This is a genomic window from uncultured Adlercreutzia sp., assembly GCA_910585575.1.
Lineage (GTDB): Bacteria > Actinomycetota > Coriobacteriia > Coriobacteriales > Eggerthellaceae > Adlercreutzia.
The window spans coordinates 27,364-48,197 of record CAJUFS010000004.1 but is presented as its reverse complement, the minus strand read 5'-3'; the positions used below and the strand labels follow the sequence as shown (position 1 = coordinate 48,197).

13 protein-coding genes are annotated in these 20,834 nt (G+C 61.3%); 10 read left to right on the top strand and 3 right to left on the bottom strand.

All coding sequences use genetic code 11. The annotated features are described in order from the left end of the window. The first annotated feature begins 170 nt into the window (after nucleotides 1-170). Nucleotides 171-2,621 carry a phenylalanine--tRNA ligase subunit beta gene (gene pheT / locus QZ307_RS00890; RefSeq protein ID WP_295994417.1) on the top strand — a complete coding sequence of 817 codons (2,451 nt, stop codon included), beginning with the start codon at nucleotides 171-173 and terminating at the stop codon, nucleotides 2,619-2,621. A gap of 125 nt (nucleotides 2,622-2,746) precedes the next feature. On the opposite strand, the gene acpS is transcribed toward pheT, so the two are convergent. Further along, on the bottom strand, nucleotides 2,747-3,304 hold the full coding sequence (gene acpS / locus QZ307_RS00885) for a holo-ACP synthase (RefSeq protein ID WP_295994415.1): 558 nt from the start codon (nucleotides 3,302-3,304) through the stop codon (nucleotides 2,747-2,749). A 266-nt stretch (nucleotides 3,305-3,570) separates the two neighbouring features. Between acpS and glmS the strand changes: the two genes are divergently transcribed. Continuing rightward, nucleotides 3,571-5,418, top strand: coding sequence for a glutamine--fructose-6-phosphate transaminase (isomerizing) (glmS, locus tag QZ307_RS00880; RefSeq protein ID WP_295994412.1), 1,848 nt, complete (start codon nucleotides 3,571-3,573; stop codon nucleotides 5,416-5,418). Between the two features lie 128 nt (nucleotides 5,419-5,546). After that, complete coding sequence (locus QZ307_RS00875) at nucleotides 5,547-8,108, top strand: hybrid sensor histidine kinase/response regulator (RefSeq protein ID WP_295994410.1); 2,562 nt, start codon at nucleotides 5,547-5,549, stop codon at nucleotides 8,106-8,108. On the opposite strand, the gene QZ307_RS00870 is transcribed toward QZ307_RS00875, so the two are convergent. Beyond that, complete coding sequence (locus QZ307_RS00870; protein ID WP_295994408.1) at nucleotides 8,098-9,021, bottom strand: NAD(P)H-hydrate dehydratase; 924 nt, start codon at nucleotides 9,019-9,021, stop codon at nucleotides 8,098-8,100. The genes QZ307_RS00875 and QZ307_RS00870 overlap by 11 nt on opposite strands. Before the next feature lie 158 nt (nucleotides 9,022-9,179). On the opposite strand from QZ307_RS00870, the gene QZ307_RS00865 reads away from it, so the two are divergent. From QZ307_RS00865 to QZ307_RS00835, 7 genes are all read left to right on the top strand, one after another. Further along, nucleotides 9,180-9,719 carry a DUF308 domain-containing protein gene (locus QZ307_RS00865; RefSeq protein ID WP_295994406.1) on the top strand — a complete coding sequence of 180 codons (540 nt, stop codon included), beginning with the start codon at nucleotides 9,180-9,182 and terminating at the stop codon, nucleotides 9,717-9,719. Between the two features lie 71 nt (nucleotides 9,720-9,790). Continuing rightward, complete coding sequence (ligA, locus tag QZ307_RS00860) at nucleotides 9,791-11,902, top strand: NAD-dependent DNA ligase LigA (protein WP_295994404.1); 2,112 nt, start codon at nucleotides 9,791-9,793, stop codon at nucleotides 11,900-11,902. A 117-nt stretch (nucleotides 11,903-12,019) separates the two neighbouring features. Then, nucleotides 12,020-12,610 (top strand): C40 family peptidase, encoded by a 591-nt coding sequence (locus QZ307_RS00855; protein WP_295994402.1) that lies wholly within the window; start codon nucleotides 12,020-12,022, stop codon nucleotides 12,608-12,610. A gap of 299 nt (nucleotides 12,611-12,909) precedes the next feature. Further along, the gene (locus QZ307_RS00850; protein WP_295994401.1) at nucleotides 12,910-15,360 is read left to right on the top strand and encodes an NlpC/P60 family protein; all 2,451 of its coding nucleotides are present in this window, start codon (nucleotides 12,910-12,912) and stop codon (nucleotides 15,358-15,360) included. A 111-nt stretch (nucleotides 15,361-15,471) separates the two neighbouring features. Continuing rightward, nucleotides 15,472-16,521: an MraY family glycosyltransferase gene (locus tag QZ307_RS00845; RefSeq protein ID WP_295994399.1), complete on the top strand. Its 1,050-nt coding sequence runs from the start codon at nucleotides 15,472-15,474 to the stop codon at nucleotides 16,519-16,521. A 96-nt stretch (nucleotides 16,522-16,617) separates the two neighbouring features. Next, nucleotides 16,618-17,427, top strand: coding sequence for an ABC transporter permease (locus QZ307_RS00840; RefSeq protein WP_295994396.1), 810 nt, complete (start codon nucleotides 16,618-16,620; stop codon nucleotides 17,425-17,427). Then, nucleotides 17,417-18,277: an ABC transporter ATP-binding protein gene (locus QZ307_RS00835; protein WP_295994394.1), complete on the top strand. Its 861-nt coding sequence runs from the start codon at nucleotides 17,417-17,419 to the stop codon at nucleotides 18,275-18,277. The genes QZ307_RS00840 and QZ307_RS00835 overlap by 11 nt, the downstream gene beginning before the upstream one ends. Here QZ307_RS00835 and QZ307_RS00830 read toward each other — a convergent pair. After that, nucleotides 18,274-19,401, bottom strand: coding sequence for a CDP-glycerol glycerophosphotransferase family protein (locus QZ307_RS00830; protein WP_295994392.1), 1,128 nt, complete (start codon nucleotides 19,399-19,401; stop codon nucleotides 18,274-18,276). The genes QZ307_RS00835 and QZ307_RS00830 overlap by 4 nt on opposite strands. Nucleotides 19,402-20,834: the final 1,433 nt, after the last annotated feature.

Below are 20,834 nucleotides of genomic sequence, written 5' to 3'. Positions count from 1 at the left end.
CTCAGTCGCTCAAACAGTCCTCGCTTTGTGGAACAGTCCACTGGACTGTTCCAGTCGCTGCGGAACTCGCTTGGTGAGCATCACCCCGTGTCTCTCTGGGCATTGACTTGCTTGAAAAGGGCGATTCTTGCTGGTTTGCGGCGGGAATCGCATAAGAGAAAGAATGGACAATGAAGGTATCTTTGAAATGGCTTTCGGATTATACGGCGGTGCCGGGGGATTTGAAGGCGTTCTGCGATAAGTTGGATTTGACGGGTACGGGCGTCGAGGGCGTGGAGACGCTCGGCGAGGCCTTCGACGGCGTGGTGGTGGGCGAGGTGCTCACCTGCGAGCCGCATCCCGATTCCGACCATATGCATGTGGTGACGGTGAATGTGGGCGCCGAGGAGCCCGTGCAAATTGTGTGCGGCGCGCCGAACATCGCTGCCGATATCAAGGTGCCCGTAGCCTGTGTGGGAGCGGTGCTGCCCGGTGATTTCAAGATCAAGAAATCCAAGCTGCGCGGCGTGGTCAGCCTGGGCATGTGCTGCTCGCAGCGCGAGCTGGGCCTGGGGTCGGATCACAGCGGCATTTGGATTCTGCCCGACGAGACGCCCGTGGGCACTCCCATTGCCGACATCATCGGCTCGGGCGACACGGTGCTCGACTTGGAGATTACCCCGAACCGCCCCGACTGCCTGTCCATGGTGGGCATGGCTCGCGAGGTGGGCGCCATGTACCAGCAGCCTGTGCACTACCCTCTGGCCGACGACGTGGCGAAGCTGGCCGACCTTACCGAGGGCGAGGATGTGGCCGCCACCGTCTCCGTGGAGATTCCCGAGGCGACCCGCTGCCCGCGCTATACCGCCCGCGTCATCGACAACGTGAAGGTGGGGCCTTCGCCCGACTGGCTGGCCGAGCGCGTGAGCGCCGCCGGCGGCCGTCCCATTAACAACGTGGTGGATGTGACCAACTACATTCTGTACCTGTATGGCCAGCCCCTGCACGCCTTCGACTACGACACGCTGAAGGCCGAGGACGGTTCGGTGTCCGTCATTGTGCGCGCGGCCGAGGACGGCGAGAAGCTGACCACCCTCGATGGCGAAGAGCGCGAGCTGACGAGCGACATGACGGTCATCGCCACGCCCGAGCGCGCCGTGGCCCTGGCCGGCGTTATGGGCGGTCTGGATACCGAGGTGACCGAGGGCACCACCACGGTGCTGCTGGAGTCTGCCACTTTTGAGCATGGCCGCACCTCGCGCACCAGCCGCAACCTGGGTCTCATCTCCGAGGCCTCCATGCGCTACGAGCGCCGCGTGGACGACAACCTGTGCGAGGTGGTCTCGCAGGCCGCCGCGGCCCTGCTGGCCGAGGTGTCCGGCGGCACGGTGCGCCCGGGCGTGGTGGACGTGTACCCGCTGCCCACCGAAGCGGCGCCGCTGCCGTTCCGCATTCCGCGCTTCAACGCCATGATGGGGGCCGAGATTCCCGCTGAGTTTGTGCGTGACATCCTGGTGCGTCTGGGCTGCGCCGTGTCCGCGGGCGAGAACGAGGACACCCTGCAGGTGCTGCCTCCCACCTTCCGCCCCGATCTGGAGCGCGAGATCGATCTGTACGAGGAAGTGCTGCGCCTGTGGGGCATGGACCGCATCGAGCCGACGCTGCCCGGCGGCCGCAAGCGCGTGGGTACGCGCACCGACGAGCAGCAGACGCGGCGCCTGGTCAACGACACGCTGCGCGCTTCCGGCATGAACGAGACCATGACCTACTCCTTCGCCGAGCCCGGCGACATCGAGCGCCTGCGCCTGCCGGCTGAGGGCTTGGGTCAGGCCGTGGAGCTGCTGAACCCGCTGAACGCCGATCAGTCGGTGATGCGCCAGTCCATCATTCCCGGTCTTCTGCGCTCGGTGGCCTACAACCAGAGCCGCGGCGTGAAGAACATCCAGCTCTACGAGATCGGCACGGTGTTCTTCGCCGCCGAGGGGCGCAAGAAGGCCAAGGAGCGCCAGCGCCTGGCCGGCGTGTTGGCCGGCGCCATGGACGAGGCCGCCTGGAACCGCCCGGCCGTGCCCTTCGACTTCTTCGACGGCAAGGGCGTGCTGGAGAACCTGGCCCGCGAGCTGGCGCTGCCCAAGGTGCGCTTCCGCGCGCTGACGGCCGAGGAAGCGCCGCAGCTGCAGCCGGGCCGTGCGGCCGAGATGATGGCCAACGGCGCGGTTGTGGGCTGGGTGGGCGAGATCCATCCGCTGGTGGCCGAGGCCTTCGGTGCCCAGGCGCCCATTGTGGCCTTCGAGCTTGACCTGGATGCCCTGGTGCGCGCCGCGCAGCCCGCGCGCCCCTATGTGGACGTGCCCACCTTCCCGGCGGTCACTGTCGACCAGGCCTTCGTGGTGGGGGAGGACGTGTCCCATGAGAAGATGATGCAGGTCATGACCTCGGCGGGCGGCAAGCTGCTGGAGGGCGTGGCCCTGTTCGACGTGTACCGCGACGACGAGCGCGTGGGCGTGGGCAAGAAGTCCATGGCCTACAGCCTCACCTATCGCGCTGCCGATCGCACGCTGACGAGCGAAGAGGTGGAGAAGGCCCACGGCAAGCTGGTCACCAAGGTGGAAAAAGCCACCGGAGCCGAAGTCCGCGGGTAAGGTTGCTTGCAAGAAAAGAAAGGGCCGGTCGGGAGTGAATCCTGGCCGGCCCTTTGTTTTGAGGGGGGCTGGGGCCCGCGGCCATCGCGGCGCGCTGGGGAGGCGCTGCCCGAGGCCGCGACTGCCTACTCGCTTTTGCTGTCTCCGCTGGCGGGGAGGTCGTCGAGCATGGTGCGGGCTTCCTTGAACTGCTTGGTCAGCTCCTCCATGGGGTCGCGGCGACGCTCCTGGGCGGCGATGGAGTCCTCGGTGATGGTCATGGCGCAGGCCACGGCATCGGTATGGGTGAAGGACAGCGAGAGGGGGATCTCGCGAACGCCCTGCTCGCGGGCAATCTCGCGGGCCCGTCCGGTGAGCACCACGTAGGGGCGCCCCTTGTTGGTGCGCCGCACCTCGATGTCGAGGGGGTGCACGCCGCCGGAAAAGCCGGTGCCCAGGGCCTTAAGGACGGCCTCTTTGGCGGCGAAGCGGGTGGCGTAGTGCACCTCGGGATGGGTGTGCTCATCGCAGTAGGCGCGCTCGGCCGCGGAGTAGGTTTTCTCCACGAAGGTAGGGGAGCGGTCCATGATCTTGCGCATGCGGGCAATTTCCACGATGTCGACGCCGAGGCCGACGGAATCGTCGGGCACGGCCATGGACAGGGCGCCATCGACGATGGCTTGGGATTTCTTCGAGCGGGCCATGGGGCTCCTTTAGCGCGGGTGATTTGCTGTAAAGGCATGATACCAAAGCGCTTCGCAGCCCCGTCCTGATTTCGTGAAGCGGCTCCTCGGGCTTGGCCTGGTTCGGTACAATGGGCGGACGATATGAACACGAAGCGCGCCGTGGGCGCGGCCGGGCCGTACGCTCTGCTGGTGCCAACGAGGTTGAAGCAGTTCGTTGGCGCGGCTGAAGCGCGTCGCGGTTGTGAACGGGGCGGCCGAGCCGCCTGTTGTGATAGGAGCAGTTTATGTGCGGAATCGTCGGATACACCGGTGCCCAGGAAGCTACGCCCATCTTGCTGGAGGGCCTGACGCGCATGGAGTACCGCGGCTATGACTCGGCCGGCGTGGCCGTCGAGCAGGACGGCGGCATTCAGGTGGTCACGCGCAAGGGCAAGGTGGCCGAGCTGGCCCACACCCTCACGCACTTCGAGATGACCGGCACCTGCGGCATCGGCCACACGCGTTGGGCCACTCATGGCAAGCCCTCCGAGGCCAATGCCCATCCGCACACGTCCTGCGCCGGCGACATCGCCGTGGTGCACAACGGCATCATCGAGAACTTCGCCGAGCTGCGCGAGGAACTGACGGCCCGCGGCCATGTGTTCAAGAGCGACACGGACACCGAAGTAGTGGCGCACCTGGTGGAAGAGGCCTACCATCGCATGCTGGCCACGGGCGAGGGCGATCTGCGCGCTGCGGTGGCCGAGGCCACGGCGCAGCTGGTGGGCGCCTACGGTCTGGCCGTTATGGCCCAGCAGGAGCCGGGCACTATCATCGCCTGCCGCAAGGATTCGCCCATCGTGGTGGGCCGTGGCGAGCACGGCAGCTACGTTGCCTCCGATATCATCGCCATGATCGACGCCACTCGCGATGTGGTGGTGCTGGCCGACGGCCAGATGGCGCGTCTGGCGCCCGAGGGCATCGCCTACTTCGACGAGGCCGGCAACGCCATCGAGCCCGAAACCACCCACGTGGACTGGGATATCGACGTGGCCGAGAAGGGTGGCTACCCCGATTTCATGCTGAAGGAAATCCACGAGCAGCCCCGCGTCATCCGCGACACCTTGGCCGGGCGCCTGTCCGGCGGCAGCCTCGTCATCGACGAGCTGGACATGACCGCCGAGGAGCTGAACCTCATCGACCGTGTCTACGTCATCGCCTGCGGGACGTCCTACCACGCGGGCCTCATCGCAAAGAACCTCATCGAGGGTTGGGCTCGCATCCCCTGCGAGGTGGAAGTGGCCAGCGAGTTCCGCTACCGCAACCCCATCATCACCCCCACCACCCTGGTGGTGGCTGTGTCCCAGTCCGGCGAGACCGCCGACACCCTGGCCGCTATCCGCGATGCGCGCGTGCGCGGCGCGAAGGTGTTCGGCATCACCAATGTGGTGGGCAGCCCCGTGGCCCGCGAGTCCGACGGCGTCATCTACACCAAGGCCAACAAGGAAATTGCCGTGGCCTCCACGAAGAGCTTCCTGGGCCAGGTGGTGTCCTTGACGCTGCTGGCCATGCTGCTGGGCCAGTCCCAGGGCGAGTTGACCCAGGGCCAGATCAAGCTGTTGTTCAGCGAGCTGGCCGATACCGCCGAGCAGGTGGAGCGCATTCTGGCCGAGTGCGGCCCGGCCGTGGAGGAAGCGGCCGAGGCCATGGTGGATGCCCAGAGCGCGTTGTTCATCGGGCGCGGCATGGGCGCCGCCACCAGCTATGAGGGGGCGCTTAAGCTGAAGGAGATCAGCTACCTGCACGCCGAGGCCTACGCCGCCGGCGAGATGAAGCACGGCCCCATCGCGCTCATCGACGAGAACTTCCCGGTCATCGCCATTGCCACCAACAGCCCGGTCTACGACAAGGTGGTGTCGAACCTGCAGGAGTCCCGCGCTCGCGGCGCCTGCATCGTGGCCGTGGCCACCGAGGGCGACGAGGACATCAAAAAGCATGCCGACCATGTCATTTACATCCCGAAGGTGCGCGACGTTTTCAGCCCCATCACGGCGAGCGTACCGCTGCAGCTGCTGGCTCGCGAGGTGGCCGTCAAGCGCGGCTGCGACGTGGACCAGCCGCGCAACCTGGCGAAATCGGTAACAGTGGAGTAACGACCGCTTTCGGGGCGGGGCTATTCACAGGCTGCCGATAGGGGTCTCCCTGCTATACTGGGGAGCTAGAGGCCCGGGCGCGCGCAGGCGTTCCCACGGCTATTGCCGCGTAACGCTGAAGGGGAGCTATGCACGCCGTCAAGGTTGACAGCCGTAAAATCATGGCCATGGTCCTGGTGATCGTGGCGCTGCTGGCTGCCGTCGTTGTGGCGACGAGCCTCTTCTATCGCGACAGCATTCAGGGCCTGGTGCGCAGCACCACCACGACATCGGTCATGGAGCTGACCACTTCCCGGGCGCGGTACTTGGACGAGTGCCTGCGCGCCGATCAGGATGGGGTGCAGAGCCTGGCCCACTATCTCTCCCATGCCCCGGCCGAAGAGATCCCCGATCAGGTGGATGATTTCCTGGCTACCCATGGGGCCTCGACGGGCTGGGTGCGCATGAAAGACGGCACGGTGTGGTGCTCGTCGACGGAGTCGGACCTTTACCCCGCCGAGCGCGAGGAAGAGCTGTTCGCTCCCGGTCTTGAGGGCAAGACGGGGTCCACCGAGGTGTACTTCGGCCACTCGGGGGAGCGCCGCATCTTGTTCTACGCGCCGCTTTCGAAAGACGAGCGGGAACCGGGCGATAACAGCGACTTGGCCTCGGACGAGGTGCTTGGCGCGGTGTACGTCTCGTTTCCCGCCGACGAGCTGCAGAATTCCTACGACACCACGTATACCAATGCAGGCGAGACCTACGTGGTGGACTCCGCAGGCACCATTGTGCTCGATGCCAATCGCGGTGCCGCCGATGCCCAAAAGGGCGACCTGACCTCCTTGTTGAAAGAGGCCGGCAATGGCGATGCCAAGGTTGACCAGCTGCTCAGCCACATTGCGGACGCCACGACGGACAGCCAGGTGCTCTCCTTCGATGGCGAGCAGCAGTTCGTCTACAGCACGCCCCTCGAGGCGAAGCCCGGTTGGTCGCTGGTAACCTTGCTGCCTCTTTCGGTGGTGGAGAAGGACGGTACGGAAATTGTGGGTCTGACCACGCGCATGGTGGCCGTGCTAGCCGTGGCCGTGGCCGTGGCCGTGGCGGCCCTGGTGCTGCTCTTCGTGTACCGCTGGCGCCGCGAGCACCGCTACGAGCTTTATGTGCAAAGCCTCTACCAGGCCATTGGCGAGAATATCGACACGGCCATCTTTATTGTGGACGGGGAAGAGCGCACGGTGGAGGCGGTGTTCGAGAACATCAAGGACATCATGGGCATCCCGGCCCGCGAGTTCTTCGTCATTGATCCCTTGAGCCCCAACGAGGCCTACGCCAAGGTGGCGGCCATCGTTCACTCTGGCATGCCCGATGCGCTGCGCAGCTGGGAGTTCGAGTGCTTTAACAGCAAACTGGGTCGCTCCATGTGGTTGCGCATCACCAGCCACGGGGTCAAGCTCGACGGCCAGGAGAAGATCATCTACTCGCTGACCGATGTCACCGACGAGCATGACATTCGCCAGAAGCTGGTGGACGCCAAGCAGGCGGCTGAAGAGGCGAATCAGGCCAAGAGCAGCTTCCTGTCTTCTATGAGTCACGACATCCGCACGCCCATGAACGCCATCCTGGGCTTCTCCACCCTTATCGACCGCGACGCCGAAAACCCCGAGGCGGTGCGGGAGTATAACCACAAGATTGCCACGTCGGGTCAGCATTTGCTGGGGCTCATCAACGACGTGCTGGACATGTCCAAGATTGAGGCCGGCAAAACCACCTTGGCTGCCAGCGTGTTCCGCCTGCCTGAGACGGTGGAGGCCGTGGAGGCCATGATGCGCCCGCAAACCGACGAGAAGCACCAGGAGTTCACCGTCGAGATGGGCACGCTCGATCACGAGGCTTTGGTGGGCGACGAGGGGCGCTTGCGCCAGATTCTCATGAACCTGCTGTCCAACGCCATGAAGTACACCCCCGATGGCGGCTCCATCCTCTTCCGCATTGATGGGTCGCTCAAGCGCCATGGCGAGCTGCAGCATCTGCGCATCATCGTGCGCGATACGGGCATTGGCATGTCGGAGGAGTATCTGCGCACCATCTTCGATTCGTTCTCCCGCGAGGAAACCCAGGCTACCAGCAAAATTCAAGGCACCGGTTTGGGCATGGCCATCACGAAGAACCTGGTGGACCTCATGGGCGGCACCATCTCCGTGGAAAGCACGCTGGGTCGGGGCAGCACCTTCATCATCGATCTGGACTTCCCGCCGGCCTTGGACGAGGGCCAGACCCCCGAGGCGGCCGACGGCCCCTCGGCCGAGGTGCTGGAGCACGCTTTAGAGGGCAAGCACTTCCTGGTGGCCGAGGACAACGAGCTGAATGCCGAGATCATCGCGGCTATTTTGGACATGCACGGCGCCACGAGCGAGGTGGCCGAGAACGGCCAGGAAGCCGTGGAGAAGTTCCGCTCCAGCGCGCTCGGTCAGTTCGACATGATCTTCATGGACGTGCAGATGCCGGTGATGAACGGCCACGACGCCGCCCGGGCCATTCGCGCCCTGAGGCGTCCCGACGCAGCGGCTATTCCCATTGTGGCCATGACGGCCAACGCCTTTGCCGAGGACGAGCGCGAGGCTTTGGAGGCCGGCATGAACGCCCATGTGGCGAAGCCCATCGACATCAAGGTGCTCGAGCGCGTGGTGGCCCAGCTGACGGTTACTGCGTAAGCGCGCGGATAGCCGCGGGCAGCGCGTTGGCCACATCCTCGGCGGTGACGCAGATGGGCGTAAGCTGCTCGGCGGCGGCGCGCCCGGCTTCAGCATGAAGGGCGCAGCCAAGGGCCGCTGCATCGGCGGGCGCAAGGCCTTGGGCCAGGAGCGCCCCTAGAATACCCGCAAGCACATCGCCAGTGCCGGCCTTCGCCAGGGCTGCGGTGCCGCGGTCCATGATTTCCACCGTCCCATCGGCTGTGGCGATATAGGTGACGGGTCCCTTCAGCACCACGACGGCCTCGTAGGCGCGGGCGATGGCGACGGCCAGGGCCGCTGTGTCGCTGCCGAACGAGGGGAGGCGCGCGCCGCGGGCGAGGCGCGCTGCCTCGCCGCCGTGGGGCGTCAGGACGAGCGGACCTGCCGCGGCGGCTCCGCCTTCGCCCGTTGAGCCAGGGGCGGCCGCGGCGCGCTCCGCGGCGAGACGCAGGCCCGTGGGCGTGGCCAAGAGCGCCAGGGCACCGCCGTCGATAAGGACGGGCCCGGGAAAGGCGCGCAGGGTTTCCATGACGAGCGGCTCCGGGGCGCTGTCTTCGGGATCGAACCCGCAGCCGATGACGCAGGCGGTGGGATGCCCCGGCTTCGGTGCTTCCAGGCGCGCGGGGTGCCAGGTGCGCCAATCGCGCACTACTAGCGACGGCATCCAGGCGCGCACGGTGATCATGGATTTGCCGGCGCAGAAGACCTCGGTGTAGCCGGCGCCGGCGCGGGTGGCTCCGGCGGCCGCCAGACAGGCGGCTCCCGGGTAGGCGGCGCTGCCCGCCACCAGGTTCAGGTGTCCGCGCGTATACTTATTGGCCTCGGCGACGGGGAAGGGTAACAGCGCCGCCAAATCTTCGTTGCTGCGACCAGGTGTGAGGGTAACGTCCATGGGTATCCTTTAGTTGAGAAAAATGGTCATCAAACGCCCTGCTTACGTCGCGCATTCCTGTCGGCAACGCGTCAACCGTGCAGGCCGTCTACGGGTTGTCCCGCTCCTACAATGATGACGTATTCAGTATACAACCAGGGTCTAGGAGTGTGATCGTTATGGACATGAAAGTAGGACGTAACTGGGGCATGTTCGCCGCCGGTATCGCGTTGATCATCATCGGTTTCGTATTGCTGATGGTGCCGGGGCTGACGTTGGTCTCCATCGCCATTATCGCGGGCTGCATGTTCTTGGCCGCCGGCATTGTGGATGCCTACGCGTACTTCCGCTATCGCAAGAGCGAGGGCCTGTCCGGCTGGGCGCTGGCCTATGCCATCTGCGATATCGTGCTGGGCGTGTTGTTTATCATCCACCCCATTGCCTCGGCCGTCGTTATTCCGTGGGTGATGGGCATCTTCGTCTGCGCCTATGGCATCTTTGAGATTGTGGCGGCCGTGCGCTTCCGTCGCGAGCTGTCCGGCTGGGGCTGGACGCTGTTCGCCGGTATCGTCTCGGTGCTCTGCGGCATTGCGTTCTTCCTGTTCCCCGGCACCTTTGCGCTGTTCCTGGGCTTCTTCCTGATGGCCCGCGGCGTGCAGATGGCGGTGTACGGGGTCACGCTGCCCCAGGCGAACATTACCATGGTGCAGAACCACTAGTGGTAAGATAGTCACCGCGAAATTCCAGGGCCCGGATTCGTCCGGGCCCTCTTTGTACGAAAGGGCACAGCATGGCGGATGGGCAGGTTTCTTTGTTTGGGGAAGATCCGGCGGCGCGGGCGGCAGCTTTGCGCAAGGAGATCGAGCATCACAGCTACCAGTACTATGCGCTCGACAACCCCACAATCTCTGACGCGGCTTTCGACTCCCTGATGCGCGAGCTGCGCGAGTTGGAGGCGGCTCATCCGGAATTGGTGGATCCTTCGTCGCCCACGCAGCGCGTCGGTGGCTATGTGGGCGAGCAGTTCGCGCCGGTAATCCACGAGCAGCGCATGTACTCCTTGGACAACGCCATGGATCTTGACGAGCTGGACGCGTGGATGGAGCGCACGGCCGAGGCCTGCGGGGGCACGTTGCCGCCGCTGTGCTGCGAGCTGAAGATTGACGGCAGCTCCATCGCCCTAACCTACGAGGACGGCGTGCTGCTGCGCGCGGCCACCCGCGGCGATGGCACCACGGGCGAGGACGTAACGGTGAACATGCGCACGGTGCGCGATGTGCCCCTGCGCTTGCGCGAGGGCGCTCTGGCAGCCATCGCCCCCGGGGTAGACAGCGTGGAGCTGCGCGGCGAGGTGTACATGCCGAAGAAGAGCTTCGAGCTGCTGAACGCCGCCGCCGTAAGCGAGGGACGTCAGCCGTTCGCCAACCCGCGCAATGCCGCTGCCGGCTCGCTGCGCCAGAAGGACCCGGCTATCACCCAGATGCGCGATCTGTCCACCTTCATGTACGCCATTGCCGACGATCGCTCGCTCGAAGTGACCGGTCAGTGGGAGCTGCTTCAGTGGCTGCGCGAGGCGGGTTTCCATGTGAATCCCGACGTGAAGCTGTGCGAGTCGGCGGCTGAGGTGCGCGCGTTCTGCGAGGCCTGCCTTGAGCGCCGCGAGTCGCTGCCCTACGAGATCGACGGCGTGGTGGTGAAGGTGAACGAGTTCGCCCGTCAGCGCGCCATGGGCTTTACGTCTCGCGCCCCGCGCTGGGCCATTGCCTTCAAGTTCCCGCCCGAGGAGAAAACGACGCTGTTGCGCGACATCACCGTGCAGGTGGGCCGTACCGGCGCGCTGACGCCGGTGGCCGAGCTGGAGCCGGTGGTAGTGGCCGGGTCGACGGTGGCCCGCGCCACGCTGCACAACTTGGACGAAGTGCACCGCAAGGATGTGCGCATCGGCGACACCGTCATTGTGCGCAAGGCCGGCGACGTCATTCCCGAGGTGCTGGGCCCTGTCCTTTCGCTGCGCAGCCCCGAGGCACGGGTGTGGGAAATGCCCAGCGTGTGCCCCAGCTGCGGAAGCCCCGTGGTGCGCGACGAGGGCGAAGTGGCGTTCCGCTGCATTTCCATCGACTGCCCGGCCCAGGCTTTGGAGCGCCTGTTGCATTGGGCCAGTCGCGGTGCTCTCGACATCGACGGCATGGGCGAGGAGATTGTCTCGCGCCTGGTAGAGAGCGGGCGTTTGGCCGACGTGGCCGACTACTACTCGCTGACCGAGGACGAGCTGGCCTCCCTGAACATGGGCCGCGTGAACAAAGAGGGCGAGCCCATCCGCCTGGGGCATACCGTGGCGAAGAAGCTGGTGGACGCCATCGAGGCCTCGAAGGGACGCTCTTTTGCGCGCGTCTTGTTCGGCCTGGGCATCCGCCACGTGGGCAAAACGACCGCCGAGCTCATTGCCGATGCGTTCCCGTCCATGGATGCGCTTATGGCCGCCGGCGAGGACCAGTTGGCCGAGGTGCACGGCGTGGGCCCGAAGATGGCCCATGGCATCTGGCTGTTCTTCCGCACGCCCGACAACCTGCCCGTCATTGACCGACTGCGCGCTGCCGGGGTCACCATGGCAGCCGAGACGCTGGTCCCCGGCGAGGAGGTGCCCCAGGTGCTGGCGGGGCTCACCTTCGTGCTGACGGGCACCTTGGTGAATTCGGGCATGACCCGCGATGAGGCCGGGGCGCGGCTGAAGGCCATGGGGGCCAAGGTGTCGGGGAGCGTTTCTAAGAAGACGTCGTTCGTGGTGGCGGGGGAGTCCGCCGGCTCCAAGTACGACAAGGCCGTCTCGCTGGGCGTGCCGGTGCTCGATGAGGCTCAGTTGCTGCACCTGCTTGAGACGGGTGAAGTGCCTCGGGAAGTCTAATAGCTTCCCTCATGAATGGAGACGGTGCGGAGGGGATTTGTTGGCTCTCTGTGCCGGACGCGTGGGGGTTGTGGAGGCGGTTGGCAAGGAGCGCGGCGGTCTTTAAAGTATCGGGCCATGGTTACTTTTAAGAACTGCCTGAAGGGCGCTTCTGCCGCGGTGGCGGCCGCCCTGCTCTCTGCGGCTCTGTTAGTAAGCGCCGCTCCTGCCGAGGCCCAGGCCCTCGGTTTCATGACCGAGACGTCTCAGTACGCCGAGGAAATCAAAGACTATGTGGCCGATGTGGCCGAAAAGGCCACCGAGCGCGCCGAAAAGAAGGCGGCTGCCAAGAAGGCCAAGGCCCAGAAGAAGGCTGATCGCAAGGCGGTGGTCGCCGAAGCGCTGAAGCACCAGGGCGTTCCCTATGTATACGGGGGTACCACGCCTTCGGGCTTTGACTGCTCGGGATTCACCCGTTGGGTGTACGAGCATGCCTTGGGTCGCTCGCTGCCGCGCACGGCGGCCGAGCAGAGCGCTTTGGGGACGTCGGTGTCGATGGACTCCCTGGTTGCCGGCGACCTGCTTTTTTGGGGCAGCGGCAGCGGCGTGTACCACGTGGGCATCTACGTGGGCGACGGCGAGTATATCCATGCCTCCACGGGCAGCGGTCAGGTGAAGCGATCGAACTTCGACTACCACGCGCCGTCCTTCGCCAAGCGCCTTATTTAATGACCCCGTTCATCAGCGAAAACATCCGTTTAGAGGAAGTTTTGTGAGTTTCTTTCTCAAGCGAAATGTTTATAATGGCTAACTTGCTTAACAGAAAAATACCTGGTCAGTCTTGCGTTTTTGTTCGGATGAGCCTGACGAGCTGTTAATGACGCTCTTCTGAAATGTTCCTGAAAGGCGTTTTACCCGTTGGACAGCGGATTTCATCGCGCTATAATACGACTTTCGAAGCTGGAAAAGCTTGGCTTTGCGCACCCAAAACCGTGCGCACGAGAGAGAAGACTATAGTAGGAGGCACGATGACATCATCGAAAAAGGCCGTTTCGCTGTTGACGGCGGCGGCGCTGATCGTTGCCCCTGTGGGCGGTGTGGCCGCAACGTACGATACCAGCTACGCCGGTGATGACAACGGGAAGCGCCAGGACGGGAAAGAGGTTCCCGTCCCCGAGTCTGCAAAGCAGGCGTCTGAGTGGATTGCCAATGGCAAGATCACCTCGGAGTCTTCGCTGGCCCAGGCTCATAAGGACGGTTTCCTGACCGAGGTCGAGTTCGACGACCTTTGCAAGGTGCTGGAGGACAAACTCGCCGCCGATGAGGCCGCCGCCGCAGCCGAGAAAGAGGCTGCCGAGGCAGACGCCAAGGTCAAGGACGAGGCTAAGAAAGCCGCAGCCCAGGCGAAGGCCGATGCGGCCAAAGATTCGTCTGATCAGGAAGACGCCGACAAGACGGAAGGCGCTGACAAGGAAGTTCCGGCTGACGGGTCGGTGACCGCCGAGGTTGCTGGCGAGACTTCTGGCGATTCCAAGGGCGATACTTCGAACGACAACGTTGCCGCCGACGAAGATGCGACTGACGACGGTGTGCAGAAGGACGACAGCGCTGCCGACGATGATGACGCGACGATGGGCGATAACGGGGGTGCTGATGACGACTCTCAGAAGGATGATACCTCTGAGGGCGACAAAGGCGAGACCGACGGCGACGACGGCGGCAAGACTGAGGGCGACGGTGAGACCGAGGGCGGTGACGGTGAGACCGAGGGCGGTGACGGTGAGACCGATCCGGTGACTCCCGAGCCCGAGCCCGCTCCGACTCCGGACCCTGAGCCTACTCCTGATCCGGAGCCCACGCCCAGCCCGGAGCCTGCTCCCGAGCCCACGCCGGAGGTCAAGCCTACTCCCGAGCCCGAGAAGCCGGCTCAGCCGACGGTGTCCGACAAGAAGGAGGACACCTCCGATCCGGTGAAGGATGGCCAGCAGAAGCCGAGCGCCAACGGCGCCTCCGCTATTACGGCCACCACCCATGCCACGGCCGTGGCCAAGGGAAAGGCCCAGACGCCCCTCAAGCAGGCGGCGGCCATGGTGCCGTCCATCAGCTTCACCCATATGGACAACTCCGCCTACGTGGCGCGCCACTACAGCGAAGACCTGACCACCGAGAAGTTCATTTCCCTGATTGGCGAATCGGCTCGCACCATTGCCGCCGAAAACGACTTGTACGCTTCCGTGATGATCGCGCAGGCCATTCTCGAGTCTGCTTCCGGCAACTCCACTTTGGCCCAGGCGCCCAACAACAACCTGTTCGGCATCAAGGGCGTGTACAAGGGCAACAGCGTGCAGCTGCCCACGCGCGAGGACGACGGCACGGGTAGCACCTATTCCATCTTGTCCGATTTCCGCCAGTACGCGAATGTGGACGAGTCGCTGTCCGACTATGCCGACCTGCTGTCGAATTCCATGGGCGACTTCTACGCGGGTGCCCACAAGTCCAACACCGAAACCTTTGTGGACGCGGCGGACTTCCTGGTGGGGCGCTATGCTACGGACATCTTCTACTCCGAGAAGCTGCAGGACCTCATCGAGACCTACGATCTCACGCGTTTCGACGTGCCGCTCACCTACGAGTTGACGGACACCTTCGTGGTGCCGGTGGTCGACGAGGAGACGGGCGAAGAGGTCACGCTCGACCCGGTCAAGGACAAAGAAGCCTACGACGCGCTGGTAGCCGAGTACCAGGAGTACCTGGGTGCCAACGACGAGTACCAGGAGGCCCTGGCCAACTGGGAAGAGCAGACCCGCGCCGCTGAAGAGCTGTACAACGTGCCGGTGTATTTGGAGAAGCCCGAGGCTCCCGAGGCCGAAACGGCCATGGAGCAGCACCAGAACGAGGTGAACGCCCAGCGGTTCGAGGGCTTTGACGAGCTTATCGCCCAGGGTGCGGCGCTGCCGGTGCGCGAGGAGCGCACACTGAACGACCTGACGGCCATGGCCACGTCGTTTTTGGGCGTGCCCTATCTGTGGGGCGGCACCACGCCGGCCGGTTTTGACTGCTCGGGCCTGGTGCAGTACTGCTATCGCGAGGTGTTCAACATCGAGCTGCCGCGTACCACCTACTATCAGTGCGATGTGGGCGAAGAGGTGGCGTTCCAGGATCTGCTCCCCGGTGACCTGCTCTTCTTCGGCGACGGCGGCAATGTGCACCATGTGGCCATGTACCTGGGCGACGGCTACTACGTCGAGGCGCCCCATACGGGCGATGTGGTGAAGATCACGGCTATGAACGACAAGCTGCCCGATTTCGCCAAGCGCATCGTCGATGTGCGCGACATCGACTTGTCCGAGTTCAGTGACGAGCAGCTGACGCAGTTCGTCGAGCGCGAGCAGTATCTGCAGGAGCGCGAGCAGCGCTTGGGTGTGACCGATGAAACTTTGGAGGCTCTCACCGAGTGGCTTCAGGGTCTTGAGTTCTAATTGCGTCATACCTGAGTGGGAGTAACGCTACGACATTTTATGGTGCTGGGCCTGATTGCCTTCGCTGTGACGTACATCTGCGTCCCGTTGGCAAGAAGGCTCGCACTACGTTTGGACGCCGTTGACTATCCGTCGAAACGGCGCGTCAACAAGAAGCCCGTGCCGCGCATGGGCGGCATTGCCATGGCCATGGGTATCGCCGTGGCGCTGGTGGTGGAAATTCTCGGGGAGTACTTCCTGGGCTGGTACGGGTTCTATGTCCATGGCACCGACCACAGCATCAACCACGGCGGTGTCATGGTCGGTCTGCTGGTCATTGTGCTGGTAGGTGCGATGGACGACGTGTATTCGCTGAAGCCGGGCGTGAAGTTCCTCGGCCAGGTGCTCGGGGCTGCCATCATTGCCGCATCGGGGCTGCTGCTCTCGAGCATTGCCAATCCGTTCGGTGCTGGTTACATCGAGTTCGGCTGGGTGTCCTACCCTCTGACCGTGCTGTACCTGGTTTGCTTCATGAATGTCATCAACCTTATCGACGGGCTTGATGGCTTGGCGGCGGGCATTACCGCCATTGCATCGTTTTTCCTGTTCATCATTGCGTTCGGGCGCGGTCTTGAAGAGACGGCCATGCTCTCCATCATTTTGCTGGGCGTGACCCTGGCGTTTTTGCGCTACAACTTCGCGCCCGCGAGCATTTTTATGGGCGACTCGGGCTCGCTTCTGCTGGGAGCTATGATCGGCGTCATCTCGCTCATGGGCGTCATGCGCTCGCCGACGGTGATCGTCATGGCGGTGCCCATCGTCATCGCCGCCATTCCCATTGCCGACACTGGCGCGGCCATCATACGCCGTGTGTACCACCATCAGCCCATCCAGCAGGCCGACAGCAAGCACCTGCACCACATGCTGCTGCGCAAGGGCTACGGTGTGCGGAAGTCCGTGGTCATCGTGTACGCCTGGACGACGCTTCTGGGGGTGGGGGCCTGGGTGATGTCGAGTACCCACGGCATCACGGTATTCGTGGTGATGGCGGTGATGATTGCCGCGTCGTTCCTCATTCTGTGGAAGCTGGGCATCTTCGACAAGGTGCTGCGCCACCACTACCACGGCCGTCACACGCGTCAAGAAGACAAGCCGAAGTTCTACGGGAAGCATGGGAGATAGGAAGTCTCTGCCGACGAGTGGGATGGTTGTTCTGCGGCGACGGAAACCTCATGGTAAAATATTGCTTCGCAATACAGGCGGAGGGAATCGAGGAACGTGTCTACCCTGATCAATATCATCCGGTCTCAGTGGGAACGACGTGAGCAGATTTTCAGCCTGGCCATGTTCGACCTGCGCAAGCAGGCCCGCGGAACCGTGCTGGGGCCTGCATGGCTGTTCATTAAACCCATTGTGTATATCGCTGTATTTTGGTTTGCCTTGGAAATCGGCTTGAAGTCGGGATCTGACGAACCGGGCGCGCCGCCCTATATCTTGTGGCTCATGGGTGGTTTGGTGCCATGGTTCTATATCCAGACTATGCTGGGTACGGGCTGCAACGTATTCGCCCGATTCAAGTATTTGGTCAACAAGATTAAGTTTCCGCTGGCGGGAATTCCGACTATTTTCGCTCTTGCCGAAATGGTCATTCACCTTGGCATGGTGGCGCTGCTGCTGCTCGTGTACTTCCTCTTTGGGCAGCCGTTGGATTGGTATTTACTGCAAATTCCTGTGGCTATAGTGCTCATGTTCGTGTTCTTCTATATGTTCTCCCTGACCACGAGTTTGTTATCGACTATTAGCAAGGATTTCAAGAACCTCATTGTGACGCTATCCACGCCGCTGTTTTGGTTGTCGGGCATTATCTTTAATGTGTATGATTTGGGCATTGGATGGCTCGAAACTATTCTGATGTTCGACCCAATTACGTTTATCGCTTCTCTGTTCCGCTGCGCGGTGTACGACAAAACGTGGATCTGGGAGAATCCTATGGCTATTGCTGGTTTCGCCATTGTGTTCGCGGCTATGCTGGCGGTAATGCTTGTGGTGTACAAGCGCACCCGAGAGGAGGTGCCCGATGTCATCTAGCGAGTATCCCGCTGAAGACCAGCTGGTGATTGCTACGCCAGGGGAGAACGAGGAGGTCCGCGAAGAGGTCGAGGCGGAAGGCGAAGCCCCTGTGCACGAGAACGGCACCCCCGTTTCCGACGAGGTGGCTATCAAGTTCGACCATGTGACGAAGACGTATAAGCTATACAAAGATGATAAGCAGCGATTTGCCAGTATCTTCTGGGGCAAGAAGAAGCGCAAGCTGGTTACTTCAGTGAACGCCAACAATAATTTGTCCTTCGAGATCAAAAGGGGCGAGGCGGTGGCCTTTCTCGGAGAAAACGGCGCTGGCAAGTCGACGGCCTTGAAAATGGTGACGGGGGTTGCGTATCCCACAAAGGGCAAAGTAACCGTCAACGGACACGTAAGTGCCCTCCTGGAATTAACTGCCGGTTTCGACAAGGCTCTCACGGGACGCGAGAACGTGCGTCTGCGCGGCAAGGCCATGGGCTTTACCGATGAGCAGCTGGAAGAGCTGATTCCCAAAACCATCGAATTTGCCGATTTGGGTGTGTACATCGATCAGCCTGTGCGCATGTACTCTTCGGGTATGAAGTCTCGCTTGGGCTTTGGCCTGGCTGTGTCTTCCGACCCGGAGATTCTCGTAGTGGATGAGGCGCTGGCGGTAGGCGATAAACGCTTCAAAGAGAAGTGTTATGCTCGTGTGCGCGAGATCATGGAGGACGAGAACGTCACCGTGCTGTTCGTGACCCATTCGTCGGGTGCGGCTGAAGAGTTCTGCAAGCGTGGCATCGTGCTGGAGAAGGGCTCGAAAATGTTTGATGGCCCCATTGACGAGGCCGTGGCCTTTTACGAGGGGATGAACTAGCGGTTCTCGGCCAGGGCGAGGATGTGCTCGCACAGATGCTCGGTGCAGGTACCCTGGGCCGGGAGCGCGACATTGCGCTGGGTAAATGCCTTGTAGGCGTTGGCGTCGAAATCGTTATTCTCGATGGCTTCTACAATAAGGCGAGGGTCTTGCGTGAAGAGAGTGGGAACATCGTGCTCCAAATCGATGTTCAGTCCTCTTTTTTCTCGATAGCTGTCCCAGTCGTAGGCATAGAGAAATACCGGGATATTCAAGAGCCCTGCTTCATAGATCACGGTAGAGTAATCACTTACAACATAATCCGCGACAAATAAAGGATCCGGGTCGTGATTTACGAGCACCGTTAGACGGCTATCTTCGATGGTCAGAGTATCTACAGGATGTGGTTTGTAGATGAGGGCATAGCGAGAGTAGTCGATTTCGCCTACAAGTGCTTTTATCGCGCGGTTCGCGTCGGGCGATGGTGAGCGTCGGAAGGTCGGACAGTAAACTATGACTTGCTTGCCCTTGAGGTCGGGATGGTTATCGAAAAACATCTTGCGCGCTCGAGAGCGCCCATCAGCTGATGTGAGAAGATCGGCGCGTGGCAGCGGTGCTTCGAAGATGATCGATGGATCGGCATTGAAGACCGCCGCAAAGTCTCTCGAAAAACTCAAAGATGAAATTGCGATGGCATTGTAGCCCTCGTGCATATGCAGTAAGTTGGCAAGGCGGGGATCGCGCCCCTCTTCCGAAGAATCGCTCAGGGCAGTATAGCCGGCCTTTTTCATGTTGCCTAATGCGTGCCAGATTTGAACGACAGGTGCTTCGATGCTGCTTCCAAGGAGGCTTACGACGATGCAATAGGAGTCAAGAACAACTGCCTTGCTGGTAGCGATGTAATAAACCTGACGAAGCATTTCCGGTAGATAGGTGACAGGAGATCGAAGTTGCTTTGGAAGAAGGATGGCGGTGATTGGCGGGGTGCGTGCGCAACAGTAATTGGCTATGAGCTGAAAATCGAGAGGGGCTTCATCGCTTTGACGGCTAATGCAGACGATACGGTTTTGTACTGGGAAAAGGCGACAAAAATGATATGCAAGTCTGAGGCAGCTAGACCCTGCTTTCACCAAAAGTTTCTTCACGGTAGACGGTCTTTCATCTCGAGAAAACGAAATAGAACTTGATCAATGATAGCTTCTTTCTTTAAAGAGGTGAAGCGCCCGAACAAGTTTCGCGTAAGGCGTGATCAACAATTGAAAGGTTGCTATACCGTCGGCTTCCGATGCCACCGTCAGCTTGCTTGTTGACGGATGGTATGGTAGAAATACGAGCAAAACCTGAAAGAGGAGGGGTTTCATGTCTCGTGTCACTGTGAGGGCCTTTTCGGTCTTTTTTGCAATGCTGTTGCTCGGTTCCGTTCTTGTTTTCGCGAGCTTTCAGTCTGCTTTCGCGGCGGTCAGTGTGACTGTAAGTCCAGAGCCTTATTCTGATGCGTCAAAAGCCATTCAGGCGAAGCTGGATGAAGCAAAAAGCCGGGCCACGTCTTCGAACCCCTACACGGTGACCATTGCGAAAGGAACATATAAGCTTTCTACTGCTTTGCATTTGTACAGCAATACTAAGCTGATCCTCACTGGCGTTACGCTGCAACGAACCACCGCAAACGTCAACGTTGTAAAGATTGGGGACAACGATGATACGCGGACGGGTTATTTCTATCAAAATATTTCCATCGAGGGAGGCGTCTTAGATGGGAAGAATACAGCGGGAACTGTTGTAAAAATGGGCCATGGCCGAAACCTCGTTCTTAAGAATACGGTTGTCAAAAATGTAAAGAACTCCCATCTTATGGAGGCGGCTGGCATTGATGGGTTGACGGTAACGGGTTGTTCTTTTTCCAATCAGGTACTAACCGCCGACAATCCAATGCCAGAGCCTGAGGCTATACAGCTTGACATTTTGAGTCAGCGTCACATGAGGGGCTATCGCTCCGAAGATATTCCTCTCAAAAATGTCACCATAACTCGTTGCTCTTTTTCAAATGTTCCGCGTGGTGTAGGCAGCCATACGGCTGTTGTGAACAATCCTGTTATTGGAGTCGTCATCTCTGATAACACATTTACCAATATGACGAGCGCTGCAGTCCATGGGCTGAATTATGTTAACTGTACGATAAGTGGAAACCGGATTGACAATGCTCCTCGTGGTATCGTGCTTTACTCGATGTTCGAAAAAGGGGTTCATTTCGGGTCTTCTTTGGCGGCGGAAGGAAAGACTAAGTCATCAACACCCAATGCTTACAAAACGCCGCTGGCTAATCAAAATATTGTCATTGAAAACAATGTTTTAAATATAAAGGGGAAAGACAGCTACTTCGGGTATGAAAGCGATGGGATCTATCTTGCCGGTCTTACGTTGACGAGTAACTTAAAGAAAGGTGCAGATAGAGATGCAATCAAAAAGGGAAGCTATTATATGAGTGGCGCTACCGTGGCCAACAACAAGATCACTACTACGGCGCATGGCGTTCGTTTTCGCGAGGTTCGGAATTCTGTGATTGAAAAAAATACGATAT

What these genes read in the sequence shown, in the direction of transcription:
- pheT (WP_295994417.1), top strand. Translation starts at nt 171, where the DNA reads ATGAAGGTATCTTTGAAATGGCTTTCGGATTATACGGCGGTGCCGGGG.
- acpS (WP_295994415.1), bottom strand. Translation starts at nt 3,304, where the DNA reads ATGGCCCGCTCGAAGAAATCCCAAGCCATCGTCGATGGCGCCCTGTCC.
- glmS (WP_295994412.1), top strand. Translation starts at nt 3,571, where the DNA reads ATGTGCGGAATCGTCGGATACACCGGTGCCCAGGAAGCTACGCCCATC.
- QZ307_RS00875 (WP_295994410.1), top strand. Translation starts at nt 5,547, where the DNA reads ATGCACGCCGTCAAGGTTGACAGCCGTAAAATCATGGCCATGGTCCTG.
- QZ307_RS00870 (WP_295994408.1), bottom strand. Translation starts at nt 9,021, where the DNA reads ATGGACGTTACCCTCACACCTGGTCGCAGCAACGAAGATTTGGCGGCG.
- QZ307_RS00865 (WP_295994406.1), top strand. Translation starts at nt 9,180, where the DNA reads ATGGACATGAAAGTAGGACGTAACTGGGGCATGTTCGCCGCCGGTATC.
- ligA (WP_295994404.1), top strand. Translation starts at nt 9,791, where the DNA reads ATGGCGGATGGGCAGGTTTCTTTGTTTGGGGAAGATCCGGCGGCGCGG.
- QZ307_RS00855 (WP_295994402.1), top strand. Translation starts at nt 12,020, where the DNA reads ATGGTTACTTTTAAGAACTGCCTGAAGGGCGCTTCTGCCGCGGTGGCG.
- QZ307_RS00850 (WP_295994401.1), top strand. Translation starts at nt 12,910, where the DNA reads ATGACATCATCGAAAAAGGCCGTTTCGCTGTTGACGGCGGCGGCGCTG.
- QZ307_RS00835 (WP_295994394.1), top strand. Translation starts at nt 17,417, where the DNA reads ATGTCATCTAGCGAGTATCCCGCTGAAGACCAGCTGGTGATTGCTACG.